General features: G+C 54.6%; 17 protein-coding genes. 15 read left to right on the top strand and 2 right to left on the bottom strand.

Features of this window, described 5'->3' with window-relative positions; translation table 11 throughout:
* The first annotated feature begins 136 nt into the window (after positions 1 to 136).
* From B5G27_RS15305 to B5G27_RS15330, 6 genes are all read left to right on the top strand, one after another.
* On the top strand, positions 137 to 1,573 hold the full coding sequence (locus tag B5G27_RS15305) for an ISLre2 family transposase (RefSeq protein WP_162611232.1): 1,437 nt from the start codon (positions 137 to 139) through the stop codon (positions 1,571 to 1,573).
* A gap of 244 nt (positions 1,574 to 1,817) precedes the next feature.
* Positions 1,818 to 2,312: an NADH-quinone oxidoreductase subunit NuoE gene (gene nuoE / locus B5G27_RS15310; protein ID WP_087179716.1), complete on the top strand. Its 495-nt coding sequence runs from the start codon at positions 1,818 to 1,820 to the stop codon at positions 2,310 to 2,312.
* Positions 2,313 to 2,315: 3 nt separating this feature from the next.
* Entirely contained in the window at positions 2,316 to 2,876 is a 561-nt protein-coding gene (locus B5G27_RS15315) for an ATP-binding protein (protein WP_087179717.1), read from the top strand.
* Between the two features lie 58 nt (positions 2,877 to 2,934).
* Positions 2,935 to 3,318, top strand: coding sequence for a (2Fe-2S) ferredoxin domain-containing protein (locus B5G27_RS15320; RefSeq protein WP_087179718.1), 384 nt, complete (start codon positions 2,935 to 2,937; stop codon positions 3,316 to 3,318).
* A gap of 21 nt (positions 3,319 to 3,339) precedes the next feature.
* Positions 3,340 to 5,127 carry an NADH-quinone oxidoreductase subunit NuoF gene (nuoF, locus tag B5G27_RS15325; protein WP_087179719.1) on the top strand — a complete coding sequence of 596 codons (1,788 nt, stop codon included), beginning with the start codon at positions 3,340 to 3,342 and terminating at the stop codon, positions 5,125 to 5,127.
* A 15-nt stretch (positions 5,128 to 5,142) separates the two neighbouring features.
* Positions 5,143 to 6,885: an NADH-dependent [FeFe] hydrogenase, group A6 gene (locus B5G27_RS15330; protein ID WP_087179720.1), complete on the top strand. Its 1,743-nt coding sequence runs from the start codon at positions 5,143 to 5,145 to the stop codon at positions 6,883 to 6,885.
* 332 nt (positions 6,886 to 7,217) lie between these two features.
* Here B5G27_RS15330 and glgX read toward each other — a convergent pair whose 3' ends face one another.
* A complete protein-coding gene (glgX, locus tag B5G27_RS15335; RefSeq protein ID WP_330399090.1) occupies positions 7,218 to 9,335 on the bottom strand; it encodes a glycogen debranching protein GlgX in 2,118 nt (705 codons plus the stop codon).
* A 221-nt stretch (positions 9,336 to 9,556) separates the two neighbouring features.
* On the opposite strand from glgX, the gene B5G27_RS15340 reads away from it, so the two are divergent.
* The 9 genes from B5G27_RS15340 to udp all read left to right on the top strand — a co-directional run bounded on the left by B5G27_RS15340 (position 9,557) and on the right by udp (position 17,833).
* The gene (locus B5G27_RS15340; RefSeq protein ID WP_087179721.1) at positions 9,557 to 10,969 is read left to right on the top strand and encodes an amidophosphoribosyltransferase; all 1,413 of its coding nucleotides are present in this window, start codon (positions 9,557 to 9,559) and stop codon (positions 10,967 to 10,969) included.
* Between the two features lie 55 nt (positions 10,970 to 11,024).
* Positions 11,025 to 12,407 carry an MATE family efflux transporter gene (locus B5G27_RS15345; protein WP_087179722.1) on the top strand — a complete coding sequence of 461 codons (1,383 nt, stop codon included), beginning with the start codon at positions 11,025 to 11,027 and terminating at the stop codon, positions 12,405 to 12,407.
* Positions 12,408 to 12,481: 74 nt separating this feature from the next.
* Complete coding sequence (locus B5G27_RS15350; RefSeq protein ID WP_087179723.1) at positions 12,482 to 13,312, top strand: Mrp/NBP35 family ATP-binding protein; 831 nt, start codon at positions 12,482 to 12,484, stop codon at positions 13,310 to 13,312.
* A 118-nt stretch (positions 13,313 to 13,430) separates the two neighbouring features.
* Complete coding sequence (locus B5G27_RS15355) at positions 13,431 to 14,435, top strand: alpha/beta hydrolase (protein WP_087179724.1); 1,005 nt, start codon at positions 13,431 to 13,433, stop codon at positions 14,433 to 14,435.
* Between the two features lie 30 nt (positions 14,436 to 14,465).
* Complete coding sequence (locus B5G27_RS15360; RefSeq protein ID WP_087179725.1) at positions 14,466 to 15,239, top strand: histidine phosphatase family protein; 774 nt, start codon at positions 14,466 to 14,468, stop codon at positions 15,237 to 15,239.
* Between the two features lie 130 nt (positions 15,240 to 15,369).
* Complete coding sequence (locus B5G27_RS15365; RefSeq protein WP_087179726.1) at positions 15,370 to 15,849, top strand: hypothetical protein; 480 nt, start codon at positions 15,370 to 15,372, stop codon at positions 15,847 to 15,849.
* A gap of 78 nt (positions 15,850 to 15,927) precedes the next feature.
* On the top strand, positions 15,928 to 16,335 hold the full coding sequence (gene cdd / locus B5G27_RS15370; RefSeq protein ID WP_334293401.1) for a cytidine deaminase: 408 nt from the start codon (positions 15,928 to 15,930) through the stop codon (positions 16,333 to 16,335).
* A gap of 27 nt (positions 16,336 to 16,362) precedes the next feature.
* Complete coding sequence (gene deoC, locus B5G27_RS15375) at positions 16,363 to 17,022, top strand: deoxyribose-phosphate aldolase (RefSeq protein WP_087179728.1); 660 nt, start codon at positions 16,363 to 16,365, stop codon at positions 17,020 to 17,022.
* A 31-nt stretch (positions 17,023 to 17,053) separates the two neighbouring features.
* Positions 17,054 to 17,833: a uridine phosphorylase gene (gene udp, locus B5G27_RS15380; RefSeq protein ID WP_087179729.1), complete on the top strand. Its 780-nt coding sequence runs from the start codon at positions 17,054 to 17,056 to the stop codon at positions 17,831 to 17,833.
* A 46-nt stretch (positions 17,834 to 17,879) separates the two neighbouring features.
* Here udp and B5G27_RS15385 read toward each other — a convergent pair whose 3' ends face one another.
* The gene (locus B5G27_RS15385; protein WP_162611270.1) at positions 17,880 to 18,326 is read right to left on the bottom strand and encodes a sporulation initiation factor Spo0A C-terminal domain-containing protein; all 447 of its coding nucleotides are present in this window, start codon (positions 18,324 to 18,326) and stop codon (positions 17,880 to 17,882) included.
* Positions 18,327 to 18,535: the final 209 nt, after the last annotated feature.

Consider the following 18,535-nt stretch of genomic DNA (forward strand, 5'->3'; position numbering starts at 1 on the left):
GTTAGTGTATAATTATTATTGGCAAAAATAGGAATTATTCCTAAATAAAAAGGGAAGCAGAGAAAATCCCCACTTCCCAATCATACAGTTTTTCTTTATGATGTTAGTTGCGAACAAAACACGTAAAGGAGACTGTATGATGAAATCTATTGTAGAAGAAAAAATGGTATCTTTCAAGGTGCTGGAGCAGAAAGTTTTTTCCTATGTTTGCGAGTTGGGTAGGATGATCACCCAGATCATTCTGGAAAACTATGATGACGAACTGGCAAAAGAGAGAGATAAAAAGGCTTACAGGAACAAAGGCAAACGGGAAACCTCGATCAAAACTGTATATGGGGAAGTGACCTATTCCAGAAGAGTTTACCGGACAGAACAAGAGGACGGAAGGACCGCCCACATCTATCTTCTGGATCAGGCGATGCAGATGGAGAAGATTGGGCTGATCTCTACGAACCTTGCAGAAAAGATTGCCCTTACAGTAACAGAATCCCCTTATCGTGTCAGCGCAGATATAATAAGTGATACCTGCGGGCAGACGATCAGCCATGGGGGTGTCTGGAACCTGATCCAACAGCTGGGAGAACGGATCAGCGAAGAGGAGGAATACGCGGTACAGCAGATGGAAGCAGATCTGGCGGAAGGGAAAAGAGCAGTTGGTATTCTTTTTGAGGAGATGGATGGTGTGTGGCTGCGGATGCAGGATTCCACGCATAGAAAGGCACCGAAGCAGGAAATGAAGGTTTTCACGATGTATGAAGGGTGGGATTCGGATAACCCGAAAAGGAGCAGCCTTGTGAACAAGAAGATGCTGGCGGGGATGGAGAAAAGCGGTCAGTTCCATCAAAAACGGGAAGCACTGATTGAAAAGATCTATGATGCAGATGAGATCGGTCAGCGTATCCTGAACGGAGATGGAGGAAGCTGGATCAAAGAGGCCTATGACCCGGAGGTTATCTTCCAACTGGATCGGTTCCATATTTATAAGGAGATTAAAAAGAATATCCGGGATGTAGAAGCTCAGGAACGGATCAAAGAGCTCCTGGAGCAGAAGAAAGTAGAGGAGATGCTGGAATATATCCAGGTCTATGCAGACAGCATAGAGAGTGATGATCCGAAAGATAAGGGGAGCAAAAATGCAAGGGAATTATACAAATATCTGTGGAATAACCGGGAGGGGCTGATTCCATACCAGGAAAGGGGAATTGAGTTGCCTGACGCACCAGAAGGGATCATATATAAAAACATGGGAGTGCAGGAGAACCAGAACTGTACGGTGGTCACAATGCGGATGAAGCATCGGAGGATGAGATGGTCCGTACAAGGGGCAAATAACATGGCAAAAGCCCTGTATCGGAAGGAGAACAGGGAACTGATCGATACGATCGAACGGTATACAGATGGACTGATATTCACGATGCAGATGGAGGAAATCGTCAAAACGCTGAGTGCTGCGAAAGCACCGAAGAAAGACGGGAAAGGGAATCCGTATATAGATGCCATCACACATCATATGCCACTCCTGGATGCAATGCGGACAGCATCAAGAAGAGCTTTTGAAAAAGCCTTCTGTTAAAAGAAAGAAAGGTGAGCGGAAAAAATCCAGGGAAAATTATCTGAAAATAGCAGAAATAAACTGACATCAACAAATAAGAAAAAGTGCCAACGATTACTTGACACATACATTCATAATAAATAAGTGGTATTGTGTTATATCTTGTGGTATCATTAATCTAATGAGCACAAAATATATCTTAAAGACTGGCGGGAATCTGATGCAACTGCACAGTCTGGAGGAAAAGAGAAATGGAGGTTGAAGAATGGCAGCTAAGAAAGGTACAGTTCCATTTTCCGGGACAAAAGAACAGGAAGAGGCACTTATGCAAGTGATCCGTGAGCTCAAGGATGAAAAAGGTGCCCTTATGCCGATCCTGCAGAAGGCACAGGATATATACGGTTATCTTCCGATCGAGGTCCAGAAGATGATCTCGGATGAAACAGGGATCCCTATGGAGAAGATTTACGGTGTGGCGACGTTTTATTCGCAGTTCACCTTAAGCCCCAAAGGGAAATACCGCATCTCCGTCTGTCTCGGCACGGCGTGTTATGTAAAAGGCTCCGGGGATATCTACAATGCCCTTATGGAAAAGCTGGGCATCGTGGGCGGAGAGTGTACGCCGGACGGAAGGTTTTCGCTGGATGCGTGCCGCTGTGTCGGCGCCTGCGGGCTGGCTCCGGTCATGATGATCAATGACGAAGTCTACGGCAGGCTGACAGTGGACGATCTGGACGACATCCTGGCGAAATATGAGTAAGCCATGATGCCGGAGATCTCTCTGAATATCCTGGATGTTGCGGAAAATTCCGTGAGAGCGGAGGCGTCTCTGATCGAGATCACAGTCTCCGTGCAGCCGGAAGAGGACACGCTCACCGTTATCATAAAGGACGATGGCTGCGGGATGACCCCGGAGCAGGCGGCAAGCGTGCAGGATCCTTTTTTTACCACCCGCACGACGCGGAAGGTGGGGCTGGGAGTCCCGTTTTTCAAGCAGGCGGCTGAGAGCACGGGCGGCAGCTTCCGGATCGATTCAGAAAAAGGAAAAGGGACAACAGTAAAGGCGGTATTCGGCCTGTCCCATATAGACAGGATGCCGTTGGGAGATATCAGCTCCACTGTCCAGACGCTGATCGTATTTAACGAACACATTGACTTCCGATATACATATGAGTACGGCGGGAAATCCTTCATCCTGGATACCAGGGAGATGAGGGAGATGCTCGGGGAAGGGATCTCCTTTTCAGAGCCGGAGATAACCGCATTCATAAAGGAATATCTGGAGACGAACAAGGCGGAGACAGACGGCGGGGCAGAAATCTGAGCGTTATGTCTGTGTATGAACCAGAAATCAATATCAGAAACAGAAATGGAGGAACTATATGAAATCTCTTGAAGAATTACGTGCCATCAGAGAGAAGATGCAGGGCAAGGTCGGAGTCCGCGCGGAGAGCGAGAACCAGATCCGCGTTGTCGTCGGCATGGCGACCTGCGGCATCGCAAGCGGGGCAAGGCCTGTCCTTACCGCTCTCTCTGACGCAGTCCAGGAGCAGAACTTAAGCGAGAAGATCAGCGTCACCCAGACCGGGTGCATCGGGCTGTGCCAGTACGAGCCCATCGTGGAAGTCATGGTGCCGGGCAAGGAGAAGGTGACCTATGTAAAGATGACGCCGGAGAAGGCGCTGGAAGTGCTGCGCCTCCACCTGCTGGGCGGACAGGTCGTGTCAAAGTATACGCTGAGCGCGGCACAGGAACAAAACGCATAAAGAAAAGGAGGCTTGAAAGCTATGTATCGTTCACACGTACTTGTCTGCGGCGGAACCGGATGTACCTCCTCCGGCAGCCAGCGGATCAGGGAAAGACTGGAAAAAGAGATCGCGGCAAACGGGCTTTCTGAGGAAGTCGGCGTTGTCAAGACCGGGTGTTTCGGGCTCTGCGCTCTGGGACCGATCATGATCGTATACCCGGAAGGGACATTTTATTCGATGGTGCAGGAGGAAGATATCCCGGAGATCGTATCCGAGCATCTGCTGAAGGGAAGGGTAGTGACCCGCCTCCTCTATGATGAGACGACAAAGACGGATAAGATCATCCCGTTAAACGAGACGAATTTCTATAAAAAACAGCACAGGGTGGCGCTGCGCAACTGCGGTGTCATCAACCCGGAGAATATCGATGAGTACATAGGGACCGGCGGATACGAGGCGCTGGGCATCGTGCTCACGGAGAAGACGCCCCAGGACGTGATCCAGATCCTCCTGGACAGCGGGCTGAGGGGACGCGGCGGCGCCGGATTCCCGACCGGCCTGAAGTGGAAGTTCGCGGCAGCCAATGACGCGGACCAGAAATATGTCTGCTGCAACGCGGACGAGGGAGACCCGGGGGCATTCATGGACCGTTCCATCCTCGAGGGTGACCCCCACGCGGTGCTGGAGGCCATGGCCATCGCAGGCTATGCCATCGGCGCTTCCCAGGGATATATCTACGTCCGTGCGGAATATCCCATCGCGGTAAAACGTCTGGAGATCGCCATCAACCAGGCGAGGGAATACGGACTGCTGGGCAAAAATATCTTTGACAGCGGCTTTGATTTTGACATCGAGTTAAGGCTCGGCGCAGGGGCGTTCGTCTGCGGCGAGGAGACGGCCCTCATGACGTCCATCGAAGGGAACAGGGGCGAACCCCGCCCGAGACCGCCGTTCCCGGCGCTCAAAGGCCTCTTCCAGAAGCCGACCATCCTGAATAACGTGGAAACCTATGCGAACATCCCGCAGATCATCGTCAACGGCCCGGAATGGTTCGCGTCAATGGGAACCGAGAATTCCAAGGGGACAAAAGTGTTCGCCCTGGGCGGCAAGATCCACAATACAGGACTTGTGGAGGTGCCCATGGGGACAACGCTCCGCGAGATCGTAGAGGAGATCGGCGGGGGCGTGCCGAACGGTAAGAAGTTCAAGGCAGCGCAGACAGGAGGCCCGTCCGGCGGATGTATCCCGGCGGAGCACCTGGACGTGCCGATCGATTACGATAACCTGAAGGCGATCGGATCTATGATGGGGTCCGGCGGCCTGATCGTCATGGATGAGGACACCTGTATGGTGGATATCGCGAAGTTCTTCCTGGAGTTCACTGTGGATGAGTCCTGCGGAAAATGTACGCCGTGCCGTATCGGTACACGGCGGATGCTGGAGATCCTGGAGAAGATCACAAAGGGACAGGCGACGATGGAAGACCTGGATAAGCTGGAAGAGCTGTGCAGCCATCTGCAGTCCAATTCCCTGTGTGCACTGGGACAGACAGCGCCCAACCCGGTCATCTCCACGCTGCGGTATTTCCGTGACGAGTATATCGCACACATCGTGGACAAGAAATGTCCGGCAGGCGTCTGCAAAGACCTGCTCCAGTATAAGATCGACCCGGATAAATGTAAGGGATGTACTCTCTGTGCAAGGACTTGCCCGGCGGACGCCATCATCGGCAAGGTAAAGGAAGTACATATGATCAACCCCGAGAAGTGCTTAAAGTGCGGCGCCTGCATGGAAAAATGCCGGTTCGGCGCGATCTACAAAGAGTAAGGGAGGGCAGTGGAGATGGAAACTGTGAATTTAAAGATCAATGGCTTGAATGTGACTGCACCCGCAGGTTCTACGATCCTCGAGGCGGCGCAGGCGGCAGGGATCCGTATCCCGACACTGTGCTATCTGAAAGAGATCAACGAGATCGGCGCATGCCGTATGTGCGTGGTGGAAGTAAAAGGCGCGAGGAACCTGGTGGCAGCCTGTGTGCACCCTGTCTCAGAGGGCATGGAAGTGCTGACCAACACGCAGAAGCTGCTTGATTCCAGGAGAAGGACCCTGGAACTGCTCCTGTCTGTCCATGATAAGAAATGTCTTTCCTGCGTGCGCAGCGGACACTGTGAACTCCAGGAGCTCTGCCAGGAGCTGGGCGTGACGGATGAGAATTACTTTGAGGGCGAGATGCCCCATTATGAGCTGGACGAAAGTGCGGTCCATATGGTGCGCGACAATAATAAATGCATCCTCTGCCGCCGCTGCTCCGCAGTGTGCGAGAAGGTGCAGAGCGTGGGCGTGATCGGACCGAACAACAGAGGATTCGCTACATTCATCGGCTCCGCGTTTGAGATGGGGCTGGGCGATACGAGCTGCGTGGGCTGCGGCCAGTGCATCGCGGCATGTCCCACGGGCGCCCTCTATGAGAAGAGCAATATCGACGATGTGCTCGCGGCGATCTCTGACGAGACGAAGCATGTGGTCGTACAGACCGCGCCGGCTGTAAGGGCGGCTCTTGGCGAAGAGTTCGGATACCCCATGGGTACGGATGTGGAAGGCAAGATGGCGGCAGCGCTCCGCCGGATCGGATTTGATAAAGTGTTTGATACTAACTTCAGCGCGGACCTGACGATCATGGAGGAAGCGCATGAATTCCTGGACCGTGTGAAAAACGGCGGTGTGCTTCCGATGATGACATCCTGCTCGCCGGGCTGGATCAAATATTGCGAGCACTACTACCCGGACCAGCTCGCGCACCTGTCGAGCTGCAAATCCCCGCAGCAGATGTTCGGGGCGATCACAAAGACATACTACGCAGAGAAGATGGGCATCGCGCCGGAAGATATCGTATGCGTCAGTGTGATGCCGTGTACGGCGAAGAAGTTTGAGCTCCAGAGAGACGACCAGTATGCAGCCGGAGTGCCGGATGTGGATATCTCTATCACAACGAGGGAGCTGGCAAGGCTTATCCGCAAGGTGGGCATCAACTTCCGCAGCCTGCCGGACGAGGGATTCGATGACCCGTTAGGCGAGTCCACAGGAGCAGGCGTGATCTTCGGGGCGACCGGAGGCGTTATGGAAGCGGCTCTGCGCACCGCAGTGGAAGAACTGACAGGAGAGACCCTTGAAAAACTGGACTTTATGGAAGTGCGCGGCACAGAAGGCATCAAAGAAGCTGCCTACAATGTGGCCGGGATGGATGTGAAAGTGGCAGTCGTATCCGGGCTTTCCAATGCCAAGATCATCATGGATAAAGTACGCGCCGGAGAGGCGGACTACCACTTCATCGAGATCATGTGCTGCCCGGGCGGCTGCGTCAACGGCGGCGGACAGCCCCAGGTACACGCAGACGTGCGCAATTTCGAGGATGTGAAAGCGATCCGCGCGAAGGCACTGTATGACAACGATGCGGCGAAAAAGATCAGGAAATCCCATGAGAACCCGTCCATCAAGAAGGTGTACAGCGAGTATCTCGGAGCGCCGGGAAGCGAAAAGGCACATCATATCCTGCATACAACATATGTAAAACGAACAGTGAATTAAATCTGTAATTGTGGGGGGCCGTCCTGTTGGCGAAACGTCCGAAAACAGTGAAGCGCAGATGCTTCGAAGACGTATTCAGCGCGGGGATATGGCTGGCATCGGCTCCGCTCCATGAGGCAGGAAAAACTACGAAATCAGGGAACACGCTAAAAGCAGGGATTGGAAGAGGGCAACTCGGCTTTGCCTCAGACAATCCCTCTTCCAATCCCAACGCGTGTCCCCTGATTTCTACTTTTTCCAAGCCTCATTCCGAAGTTGCCTCACCCACCCATACCCCCGCGCTGAATACGTCTCCGACAAACCCGCTCCGGGGTTTTCGGACGTTCAGCCGATCACACAGGTTCCCCCACAAATACGATGACCGACCGCTCCCCCAGCAGCAGCTGTTTCTCCGCAGCCGGCATTTCATCTTCCTCAAAAACCTGCTGCAGGGGATCCCCTGTGTTGACTGCGATCTTCCAGACATATCCTTCCGGCAGGTCCGGGAGGGTCATCTGTGCGGGATGCCAGTGGGCGTTGACCGCGATATAGACAAGGTCTTCCTTCCCGGAGTCCTCATCATACCCGGAGAAGAGGACGCAAGCAGCGTAGGCACTCTCCGGGGCTTCCGGCTCCCATGGCGTGAGCCCGTGGAGGCTCATGGACGGGAAACCGATATAGCTGGGCTCCAGATCCCGCCGGATGGCGGGATGTTTCCTGCGGAAGGCGATCATATAGCGGAAGAAGTCGAATAATTCCCGGTTTGGCTCTTTCGAGAGCAGGGTCCAGTCCAGCCAGGAGATCTCATTGTCCTGGCAGTAGGGATTGTTGTTCCCGTAGCGGGTGTCGCCGAATTCATCTCCGGAGAGGAACATCGGTGTCCCACGGCTGCACATGAGGACCGCGCAGGCATTTTTCATCATTTTCAGGCGGAGAGCGAGGATGCCGGGATCATCTGTGTTTCCTTCCGCCCCGCAGTTCCAGCTGTTGTTGTCATCGTAGCCGTCTGTGTTGTCCCATCCGTTGGCCTCGTTGTGCTTCTGGTTATAGCTGTACAGGTCGCACAGGGTGAAGCCGTCGTGGCAGGTGATGAAATTGACAGAGGCATTGCCGCCGCGGTACACCGGGTCATACAGATCCGGGGAGCCGGTCATGCGCTGGGCAGCGGTGCGCGCCATGCCTGTATCGCCTTTCAGGAAACAGCGCATGTCGTCCCGGTAGCGTCCATTCCACTCTGCCCACCGCTTCCAGGACGGGAAAGAGCCGACCTGGTAGAGACCGCCAGCGTCCCAGGCCTCTGCGATCAGCTTGATATTTCCCAGGATGGAATCAAAGGCAAGGTTGCGCAGGAGCGGGGGCTGGTTCATGGGCACGCCGTCCTCGTTGCGCCCGAGGATGGAGGCGAGGTCAAAGCGGAACCCGTCCACACGGTATTCGATGACCCAGTAGCGCAGGCAGTCCAGGATCATCTCCTGCACCACGGGATGATTACAGTTCAGCGTATTCCCGCACCCGCTGAAATTATAATAGTCCCCGTCAGGGGTGAGCATATAGTAGACATTGTTGTCAAAGCCTTTGAAGGAAAAGCACGGGCCCAGCTCATTGCCCTCGGCGGTGTGGTTGAATACGACATCCAGGATCACTTCGATCCCGTTGTCATGGAGCTCTTTGATCATGTTTTTGAGCTCCAGCCCTTCCCGGTTATACTCCAGGGCGGAGCAGTAGCTTGTGTTCGGAGCGAAGAAGCTGACCGGGTTGTATCCCCAGTAATCCAGCAGCTGATTCTCATCGATGAGGCGGGCGTCCCGCATCTCGTCGAATTCAAAGATCGGCATCAGCTCCACAGCATTGATCCCCAGTTTTTTGAGGTAAGGGATCTTTTCTTTAAGCGCATGGAAGGTCCCGGGACAGGTTGTGCCCGAGGAAGGATCTTTTGTGAAGCCCCTTACATGCATTTCATAGATGATGAGGTCTTCCATGGGGATCTGACTGGTACGCTCCCTGCCCCAGTCGAAATTGGAACGCACGACTCTTGCCCGGTATCCGTGCCGGGCATTGTTCTTATGTCCCCATTTGCTCTGTCCTGTCACTGCCCGGGCGTAAGGGTCCAGGAGAAGCTTGGTGGAGTCGAAGCGGAGCCCCTTTTTCTCGTCATAGGGACCGTCCACCCGGTATGCGTATTCGAATTCCCCGATATCCAGACCGAATACGATCATGGAGTACACAAAGCCGATCCGGTAGTTGTCCGGGAATTTAAGCTCCGCGAACGGCTCTTCCGCCCCGCGGTGGAAGAGGAGCAGTTCTATGGATTCCGCCCCGTGGGACTGGACGGTGAAGTTCACACCGCCCGGGATGATCGTGGCCCCGAAATCCCTGAAAAATCCGGGACGGACCTGAAAACCGTCTATGGTATCGATCGGCTGGAGCTGCTGCGCCGAGACGATCACCATATCTGCTGCATGCATAGTCATAGTAATCCTCCTGTCTGGTTCCCTTTATGTAAAGCATAGTTTTTCCGACTTGTTTGATATCTATTATAGACGAAAACAGCAGGAAGGGCAAAGAAAAAACCTGGTCTTGACTTTTTTATAGTGTTTCCTTTATTCTGTATTAGGAAAAAGATAAAGGACAGCAGGTTCAGAGGCTCCGCGGCTGTTCCGCGCGGGCCCTGGCAATGAAGGAGGCATATTTAATGGGCGGATTTTTTGGAGTTGCATCGAAGAAAGACTGCATACTGGAGCTTTTTTACGGGGTGGATTACCATTCCCATCTGGGGACGAGAAGAGGCGGAATGGCCGCATACGGCGACGGTGAATTCTGCCGTGCGATCCATAATATAGAGAATTCTCCGTTCAGGACAAAGTTTGAGCGGGATGTGGAGGAGATGAAAGGCAATCTTGGGATCGGCTGTATCTCGGATTATGAGCCGCAGCCGCTCCTGATCCAGTCGCACCACGGAAGTTTTGCCATTGTTACGGTAGGGAAGATCAATAATGAGGAGGAGCTGCTCCGGCGTGCTTTCAATGAAGGGCATTCCCATTTCCAGGAGATGAGCGGCGGGAAGATCAATGCCACAGAGCTGGTGGCATCCCTGATCTGCAAGAAGGCAAGCCTGGTGGAGGGGATCCAGTACGCCCAGAAGGTCGTGGACGGGTCACTCACCCTTCTCCTTATGACAAAGGACGGACTCTATGCTGCCCGTGACCGTTTCGGACGGACGCCGCTGGTGATCGGAAGGAAAGAGGACGCTTTCTGCGTTTCTTTTGAGAACTTTGCGTACATTAATCTCGGATACACAGATTACAAGGAGCTGGGCCCGGGAGAGGTGGCGTTCATCACCCCTGAGGGCGTGGAAACCCTGGTGGAGCCGGGAGAGAAAATGAAGATCTGCTCCTTCCTCTGGGTTTACTACGGATATCCGACCTCTTCCTACGAGGGAGTCAATGTGGAGGAAATGCGCTATAAATGCGGAAGTATGCTGGCAAAGAGGGACGGGGACAGCGTGCACCCGGACATCGTGGCAGGCGTCCCGGATTCCGGCGTGGCTCATGCCATCGGATATGCCAATGAATCCGGCATCCCGTATGCGCGCCCGTTTATCAAATACACCCCTACATGGCCCAGGTCCTTTATGCCTACGAACCAGAGCCAGAGGGACCTGATCGCGCGGATGAAGCTGATCCCGGTCAAGGCGCTGATCGAGAATAAGAAGCTCCTTCTTATCGATGATTCGATCGTGCGAGGGACACAGCTGAGGGAGACGACAGAATTCCTCTATAAGAGCGGCGCAAAGGAAGTCCATGTGCGCCCCGCGTGCCCGCCCCTTGTCTACGGATGTAAGTTCCTGAACTTCTCCAGGTCAAAGTCAGACCTGGACCTGATCACCAGGCGCATCATCCAGGAAAAAGAAGGGGAGAACTGCCCGGCAGAGGTGCTGGAAGAGTACGCGAACCCGGATTCCTGCCGCTACGCGGAGATGGTGGAGGAGATCCGCCGGATCCAGAACTTTACGACTCTGAGGTTCCACAGGCTGGACGACCTTCTGGAGTCCATCGGCCTGGAGCCGTGCAAAGTCTGCACCTACTGCTTCAACGGAAAAGAGTAAGAATAAGATCTTTCATGAAAAAAGTAAGGATAAGATCCGGAAAAGAGAATAAGTTATGCTGAGGAAAAAGGAACAAGACCGCCTGGGCATCGAGTGGGGCAGTTTTTACCGCACGGTCATCGCCCTCGTCGTGCCTATGGCGCTCCAAAATCTGATCAATGTCGGAGTTACCGCGGCGGATGTGATCATGCTCGGAGCTGTGGGGGAAGACGCGCTGTCCGGCGCCTCCCTCGCGGGACAGGTCCAGTATATCATGACCCTGTTTTTGTTCGGGCTGACCTCCGGCGCCACAGTGCTGACCGCTCAGTACTGGGGGAAGGGAGATAAGGACGCGATCGAAAAGATCCTTGGGATAGCAGTAAAGACGGCAGTTTTTGTGACTGCCCTTTTTACTGCCGCGGCGCTGGTGGTCCCGGGGCTGCTCCTTCGGATCTTTACCAGCGATCCTGTGGTCATCGCCGAGGGGATCAAATATCTGCGGATCGTGGCGTTTACTTATATTATGATCGGGATCACGCAGGCATACCTGTACATCATGAGGAGCGTGGAGCGGGTCATCGTGGCGACGGTTGTGTACCTGCTGTCGCTGATCTGCAATATCATCATGAATTCGATCTTCATCTTCGGCCTTTTTGGGCTTCCGGCGATGGGGATCAGCGGGGCTGCCCTGGGCACGCTCTGCGCCAGGATACTGGAAGTAGTGCTCGTGGCGGGATATGCAAGGTTTTTCAATAAGGATATCAAGCTGAGGCTGCGTTATGTGCTGCATACCGACAAGGTGCTTTTCGGCGATTTTATGAAATACGCCCTTCCGGTGGTCATCAATGAGGTGATGTGGGGACTTGGCACTGCGGCGAACACTGCGATACTGGGACACATGGGAAGCCCTGTTGTGGCGGCGAATTCCGTGGCGCAGGTGGCAAGGCAGCTTGCGACGGTCGTCTCCTTCGGGCTGTCCAGCGCGGCGGCGATCTATCTCGGGAAGACCATCGGGGAGAAGAGGATGGAGCATGCGCGGGCTTATGCGAAGAGGTTCATCGGCCTGAGCCTGATCATGGGCGTGCTGGGAGGCGCGGTCATCCTGATCGCCTCGCCGGTCGCGTCGGCATTTCTGTCCCTCTCGGCGGAGGCAAAAGATTACCTGCGGATCATGTTTTTCGTCATGTCTTATTTTGTGGTAGGACAGGCGTTCAACACGACCATGGTGGTCGGGATATTCCGGTCAGGCGGGGATACGAGGTTCGGGCTGATCCTGGATGTGAGCACCATGTGGTGCTGCTCCATCCTGCTGGGATTCCTGGCTGCCTTTGTGTTTAAGCTGAGCGTGCCGGTCGTATATATGATCCTGATGAGCGACGAGATCATCAAGATCCCGATCACGTTCTGGCGGTACAGGAGCTGCAAGTGGCTGAGAGATGTGACCAGAGATGCAAAATAATGTGCAAGATCCCGAGGGAATATGTTATACTAACAGGAGCACGACTATATTTTAAGAGAGAAGGTAAATGAATCATGCCAGAAGAACAGAATACAAACGGATGTACAGAGGAGTCCTGCGCAGGGTGCGCCCATGCGGATTCCTGTACGAGCAAGAAGACAGATTTCCGTGAGCCGATGAATATGTATTCATCCATCAAACGGGTGATCGGCGTGGTCAGCGGCAAAGGCGGCGTCGGGAAGTCTCTCGTCACAGCATCCCTTGCCAGGATGATGAGGGAAAAAGGCTATACGGTGGGTATCCTTGACGCGGATGTCACAGGTCCGTCCATCCCGAAGATGTACGGGATCCATGAGAAGGCGAGAGGCACGGAGGACAGCATCATCCCGTGCACAGCCAAGGACGGGACAAGGATCATGTCCGTGAACCTGCTGCTGGAGGATGAATCCGAGCCGGTGATCTGGAGAGGACCCATCATCGCGGGCGTGGTGAAGCAGTTCTGGACCGACGTAATGTGGGGGGATCTTGATTATCTCTTTGTGGACATGCCGCCCGGAACAGGCGATGTGCCGCTGACGGTGTTCCAGTCCCTGCCCGTGGACGGCGTGGTGATCGTCACATCCCCGCAGGACCTTGTGCAGATGATCGTGAAAAAGGCTGCCAATATGGCGGAGCAGATGAACATCCCGGTGCTCGGCATCGTGGAGAATTACAGCTATGTGAAATGCCCGGACTGCGGCAAAGAGATCAAGGTGTTCGGCGAGAGCCACATCGATCAGATCGCCGGGGAGATGGGCGTGCCGGTGCTCGGCAAAATGCCGATCGATATGGATCTGGCGCGGACCGTTGAGGAAGAGAAATTTTACGAGGCGGAAAATCCGTATTTAAAAGACGTGGAATTATAATCTAAGACAGGCTTTCTGGCGGACAGAGAGTTTCTGCCGGCATGGGCGGAAGCACTCTGTCCCGCTTTGTATCAGGGGAAAGGTTACAGCCTGAAACCCATGAAAGGAGGAGATCGTTTTGATCGGAGAGAAAACAGCGATATGGAAAGAAGGGGAGTACAGTTATCCGGCAGCGTATGGCTTTGTCCCGTTCATAGTAAGCTATATGCACGAGGATGACAAGATCCGGCCGGCCATGCTCGTCGCGCCGGGAGGGGCATACCGGTATGCGTCCCCGTATGAGGGAAATCTCCCGGCTCTGGAATTTTACCGGGCAGGATATAATGTATTTGTCCTTGCCTATACGGTCAATCACCTGGATGAGCTGGATGCGCCCCTTGGGATGCAGCCCCTGCAGGATATATCGAGGGCAGTGAGGGTCATCCGCGCACACAGCGCGCAGTGCAATATCGACCCGCTGAAGATCGCGGTGTGCGGGTTCTCCGCGGGAGGGCATCTCTGCGCGTCGCTTTGTGTCCACTATGAAGATATCAAAGACCCGGATCCGGAGTACGGTGAGGTGTCAAACCGGCCGGATGCGGCAGTTCTCTGCTATCCGGTCATCACTTCCGGGGAATATGCGAACCGGGAGTCGTTCCGCGCTCTTCTCGGGGCAGATCCGGATGAAAAAGACCTGGAGTATATGTCCCTGGAGAAACATGTGACAGAGGATACGCCGCCCTGTTTTCTCTGGCAGACTGCCACAGACGCCAGCGTGCCGGTGGAGAACAGTTATCTCTTTGCCGGGGCGTGCAGGAAGGCAGGCGTCCCTTACGCGCATCACGTTTTCTCTGACGGGGTACACGGGATGTCCGTGGCAACGCCGGAATGGCTGGATAAAGAATCCGAAGAGCTCTATACCCTGGAGCAGATCCGTCTGCTCGCAGAGGCTGTGTCAGCCGGCAGAACACCCTGTCCCCCTGAGCGGGGAGAGGAGCTGATCCGGGAGTTCGCCCTGGACGGCAGGAAGAGAGAACGCTGGACGCCTGAGGTAAAGGAATGGCTGCGCGGGCTGCTGGACGAAGTGGGGCTCTGGACAGAGCTGGCGGAAAGATGGCTGGCCGGCGAGCTGGACCTGAAATAAACAGGCGGGTGACCGCAGAGGAGGAGACGGATGAGGATACTGTTTATCCGGCATGGAGATCCGGATTATGTAAATGATACACTGACTGAGAAAGGACGGCGGGAGGCGGCAGCCTTGGCGGAGAGGGCGGCGGCGCTTGATCTGGGGACCTGTTTTGTCTCGCCGCTCGGGAGAGCGCAGGCAACGGCAGCCTACAGCCTGGAAAAACTCGGGAGGACGGCAGTGACCCTGGACTGGCTCCGGGAGTTTCCGGCGCAGATCGACCTGAACCGGGCGGAACATTTAAGGGCAGCCTATCCGAACGCTGAAAAGGAGGACGGCATATATAAGCCCAGGATCGTCTGGGATGTGATCCCGTCTTACTGGACAGAGCACAGAGAATACTCGGACGGCATTCTGTGGAGAGAGTCTGAGGTCAGCAGATGCTCGGACGTGGTACAGGTGTATGATGATGTGACGGAAAAATTTGACGCTTTTCTGGCGGAACGGGGATATGTCAGGGAAGGAGGGCATTACAGAGTAGAAAAGGAGAGTACAGAGACCGTGACATTTTTCTGTCATTTTGGGATCACCTGCGCGCTCCTCGCCCATCTGTGGTCCCTCTCGCCCTTTACGATGTGGCACAGCCTGGCGCTGGCGCCGACTTCTGTGACAGAAGTGGTCACAGAGGAGAGGGAAAAAGGGTGTGCATATTTCCGCGGCCTGAAGCTTGGGGATGTGACGCATCTTTCCATGGCAGGGGAAGAGCCCTCGTTTGCCGCCAGGTTCTGCGAGGTGTACAGCGATATGTCCCAGAGGCATTGAACGAAGTACACGGCGGTATCCCCTGGAGGCATTGAAAAAGAAGCGGCATATCAGGTATGGTCATGAGTGTGAGGAAATGCATACAATGATAGGGAGATGATCATGTGGATGAAAAGGAGATCTTTCTGTCATGGCATACGAGACTTTTGAGCGTGTGGAGGGCATCATACAGAGTATTAACAGGGGCGATTCCTGCTGCACGATGATGGTGTCGCTGGTCAGTAATTCCAATATTGTAAATGCAGTGGTGACAGGGGAGACGGTGATCGTGGACAATGTCCGCCTCCGCCCCGGTATGAGGATCGCGGTCTTCTATGACGCGAACCTTCCGACCCCGGCGGTATACCCGCCCCAGTACCGGGCGGAGCTGGTCACGTCGCTTCGGAGGAACCAGCAGGTGAAGCTCAGTTATTTTGACGACAGCCTGACCTCTGAGGACAATGCGCTCAGGCTGAATATCGGCCCGACTACGAATGTGGAGACGCTGAACGGGCAGCAGTATACGTGCAGCCCTGAGAATTCAGAACTGCTCGTCTACTATACGGCAGCCACATTCAGCATCCCGGCACAGACAACGCCCCAGAGGGTCATTGTCCTGTGTGAGTATTAATGAAGAAAGGAACGGGCTGCCCGGCAGGAGCGGCAGCCTGCTCCCTGGCAGAAGACAAGAACAGGAGGCAGAGACATGCTGGCGGAAAAAGAGATACAGGAGCTTATCAGCAGAGCGCTGGAAGCGAGGAAAAACGCGTATGCGCCGTATTCGGATTTCCGGGTAGGGGCGGCGCTGCTCTCAGACAGCGGCGGGATCTACACGGGATGCAATATTGAGAACAGCGCCTACACCCCGACGAACTGCGCTGAGAGGACCGCTTTTTTTAAGGCAGTGAGCGAAGGCGTGCGCAGTTTCCGGGCAATCTGCATCGCGGGAGGACCGGGGGAGAGGGAACCGGAGAAGCCCTGCCCGCCCTGCGGTGTGTGCAGGCAGGTGATGCTGGAGTTCTGCGGCCCGGACTTTGAGGTCATACTCGCGGTAAACGGGCAGCAGTATGAGGTATATACATTGGACAGGCTGGCCCCGATGGGGTTCCGGCTGTGAGGCGGAAGAGTGTAAGGAGGAGACCGGATGAGGGTTGAGGAAATTTTAAGACATGTGGACCACACGCTGCTCAGCCAGACAGCGACATGGGAAGAGATCAGAAAATTGTGCGATGAAGCGATAGAGTATCAGACTGCTTCGGTGTGCATACCGCCGTCTTATGTGCAGCAGGCAAAAGAATATGTGGGGAGCCGGATGGCAGTGTGCACGGTCATCGGATTCCCGAACGGGTATCATACCACAGCGGTCAAGGCGGCGGAAGCGGCAGACGCGGTGAAAAACGGCGCGGATGAGGTAGATATGGTGATCGATCTCGGATGGGTCAAGGACGGGAGGTATGACCTGGCCGAGGAGGAAATCCGCGCGGTGAAAAAGGCGGCGGGCGGAAGGATCCTCAAGGTGATCATCGAGACATGCTTCCTCACGGAGGAGGAAAAGATCAGACTCTGCGGGACAGTGACCCGGGCAGGGGCGGACTATATCAAGACGTCCACAGGATTCGGCGGGGCGGGCGCCACATTTGACGATATCCGGCTGTTCGCGGAACATGTAGGAAGCGGAGTGAAGATCAAGGCAGCAGGCGGGATCTCCACCCTGGAGGACGCGGAGAAGTTCCTGGAGCTGGGTGCGGACCGGCTGGGGACGAGCCGGATCGTGAAGCTGGCAAAGCAGGCGGGAGCAGAATAAGAGATCAGAAATAAGAAAGGGGCTGACAGGAATGGTAGACTACACAGAAGGAGCAGGGATCCAGTACCATGTAGGGCTCAAGCCGGGAGATGTGGGCAGGTATGTGATCCTCCCCGGGGATCCGAAACGGTGCGCGAAGATCGCGCAGTATTTTGAAAATCCTTATCTGGCGGCGGACAGCCGGGAGTTTGTGACCTACACCGGGACCCTGGACGGGGAGAAAGTGAGCGTGACCAGCACAGGGATCGGCGGGCCTTCCGCGTCCATCGCCATGGAGGAACTGTGCAACTGCGGCGCGGATACATTTATCCGGGTTGGGACATGCGGCGGGATGCAGACAGAAGTGTGCGGCGGCGACCTTGTCATCGCGACGGGAGCTATCCGCATGGAGGGGACGAGCAGGGAGTACGCCCCTGTGGAATACCCGGCGGTGCCGGACCTGGAAGTGACGAATGCCCTGGTAAACGCGGCAAAAAAACTGGGCATGCCCTATCATACCGGCGTTGTACAGTGCAAGGATTCTTTTTACGGGCAGCATCAGCCGGAGAAGCACCCGGTCAGCTATGAGCTTCTGGACAAATGGGAGGCATGGCTGCGCATGGGATGCATGGCGTCAGAGATGGAATCCGCGGCGCTTTTTATCGTGGGAGCGTACCGGCGGGCGCGCGTGGGGTCTGTATTCCTCGCTATCGCCAACCAGGAGCGCGAAAAGCTGGGACTGGAGAACCGGCAGGTACACGACACGGACGGCGCTGTCAGGACGGCTGTGGAAGCGGTGCGGGAAATGATCCGTATGGAAAAAGCATCGTAGTGCATGCGCAGGCAGCGGACAGGAGGCGGGAGGACCCGCCTCCTTGTCATTCCAGTATCCGTGAGAGACGGACATAGAAGAGCATCAGAGATTCGCAGTATCTGTTGGAGAGCGGACAAAGGACGGCCATATTTTTACCGCTGCTCTGGATGTGTCTGCCTGCATACAGTATATAGTCATACATGTATTTCATGAATTCTTTATTCGTTGGTTTTCTGTCACGGCGGGATTTGTTGAAGATAAGGTCGAGAAGTTCTGTGTTGTGAGATTCCCAGACAGAAGTGACTACCGTTCTTATATTTTTCTCTACACAGTTCCAGCTCGTGTGAAAATGACTGGCAATGTCCAGGTACAGGGATTTTGTGATGCAGTCCAGACGCTCGCGGTCTTCAATAATGAGAAGGAGTCCGTGGACCACATAATCATAACCTGTGTAAGAACGGCTGACTCCAAATGAGTCAAGAGTGCTGATGATAATTTGTTCATAAGTCATATGAATACTCCTCTCTGATCTGAGGCGCCTGTTCATTTTGCACACCCATATTATCGTAAATTGCAGAAATGTGACATACAATAAGAATGGTTCGACGATTTTCGACCGAAAAAGTCGAAGGCCAGGGCAGGAACCTGCCGGGAAAACACACGCATAATGTGTGACGGAGTGATTGATTTTACGCTCCGCCCATGTTAAGATATGCGATA

This window comes from Lachnoclostridium sp. An76, from assembly GCF_002161355.1.
Classification (GTDB): domain Bacteria; phylum Bacillota; class Clostridia; order Lachnospirales; family Lachnospiraceae; genus Mediterraneibacter; species Mediterraneibacter caccavium.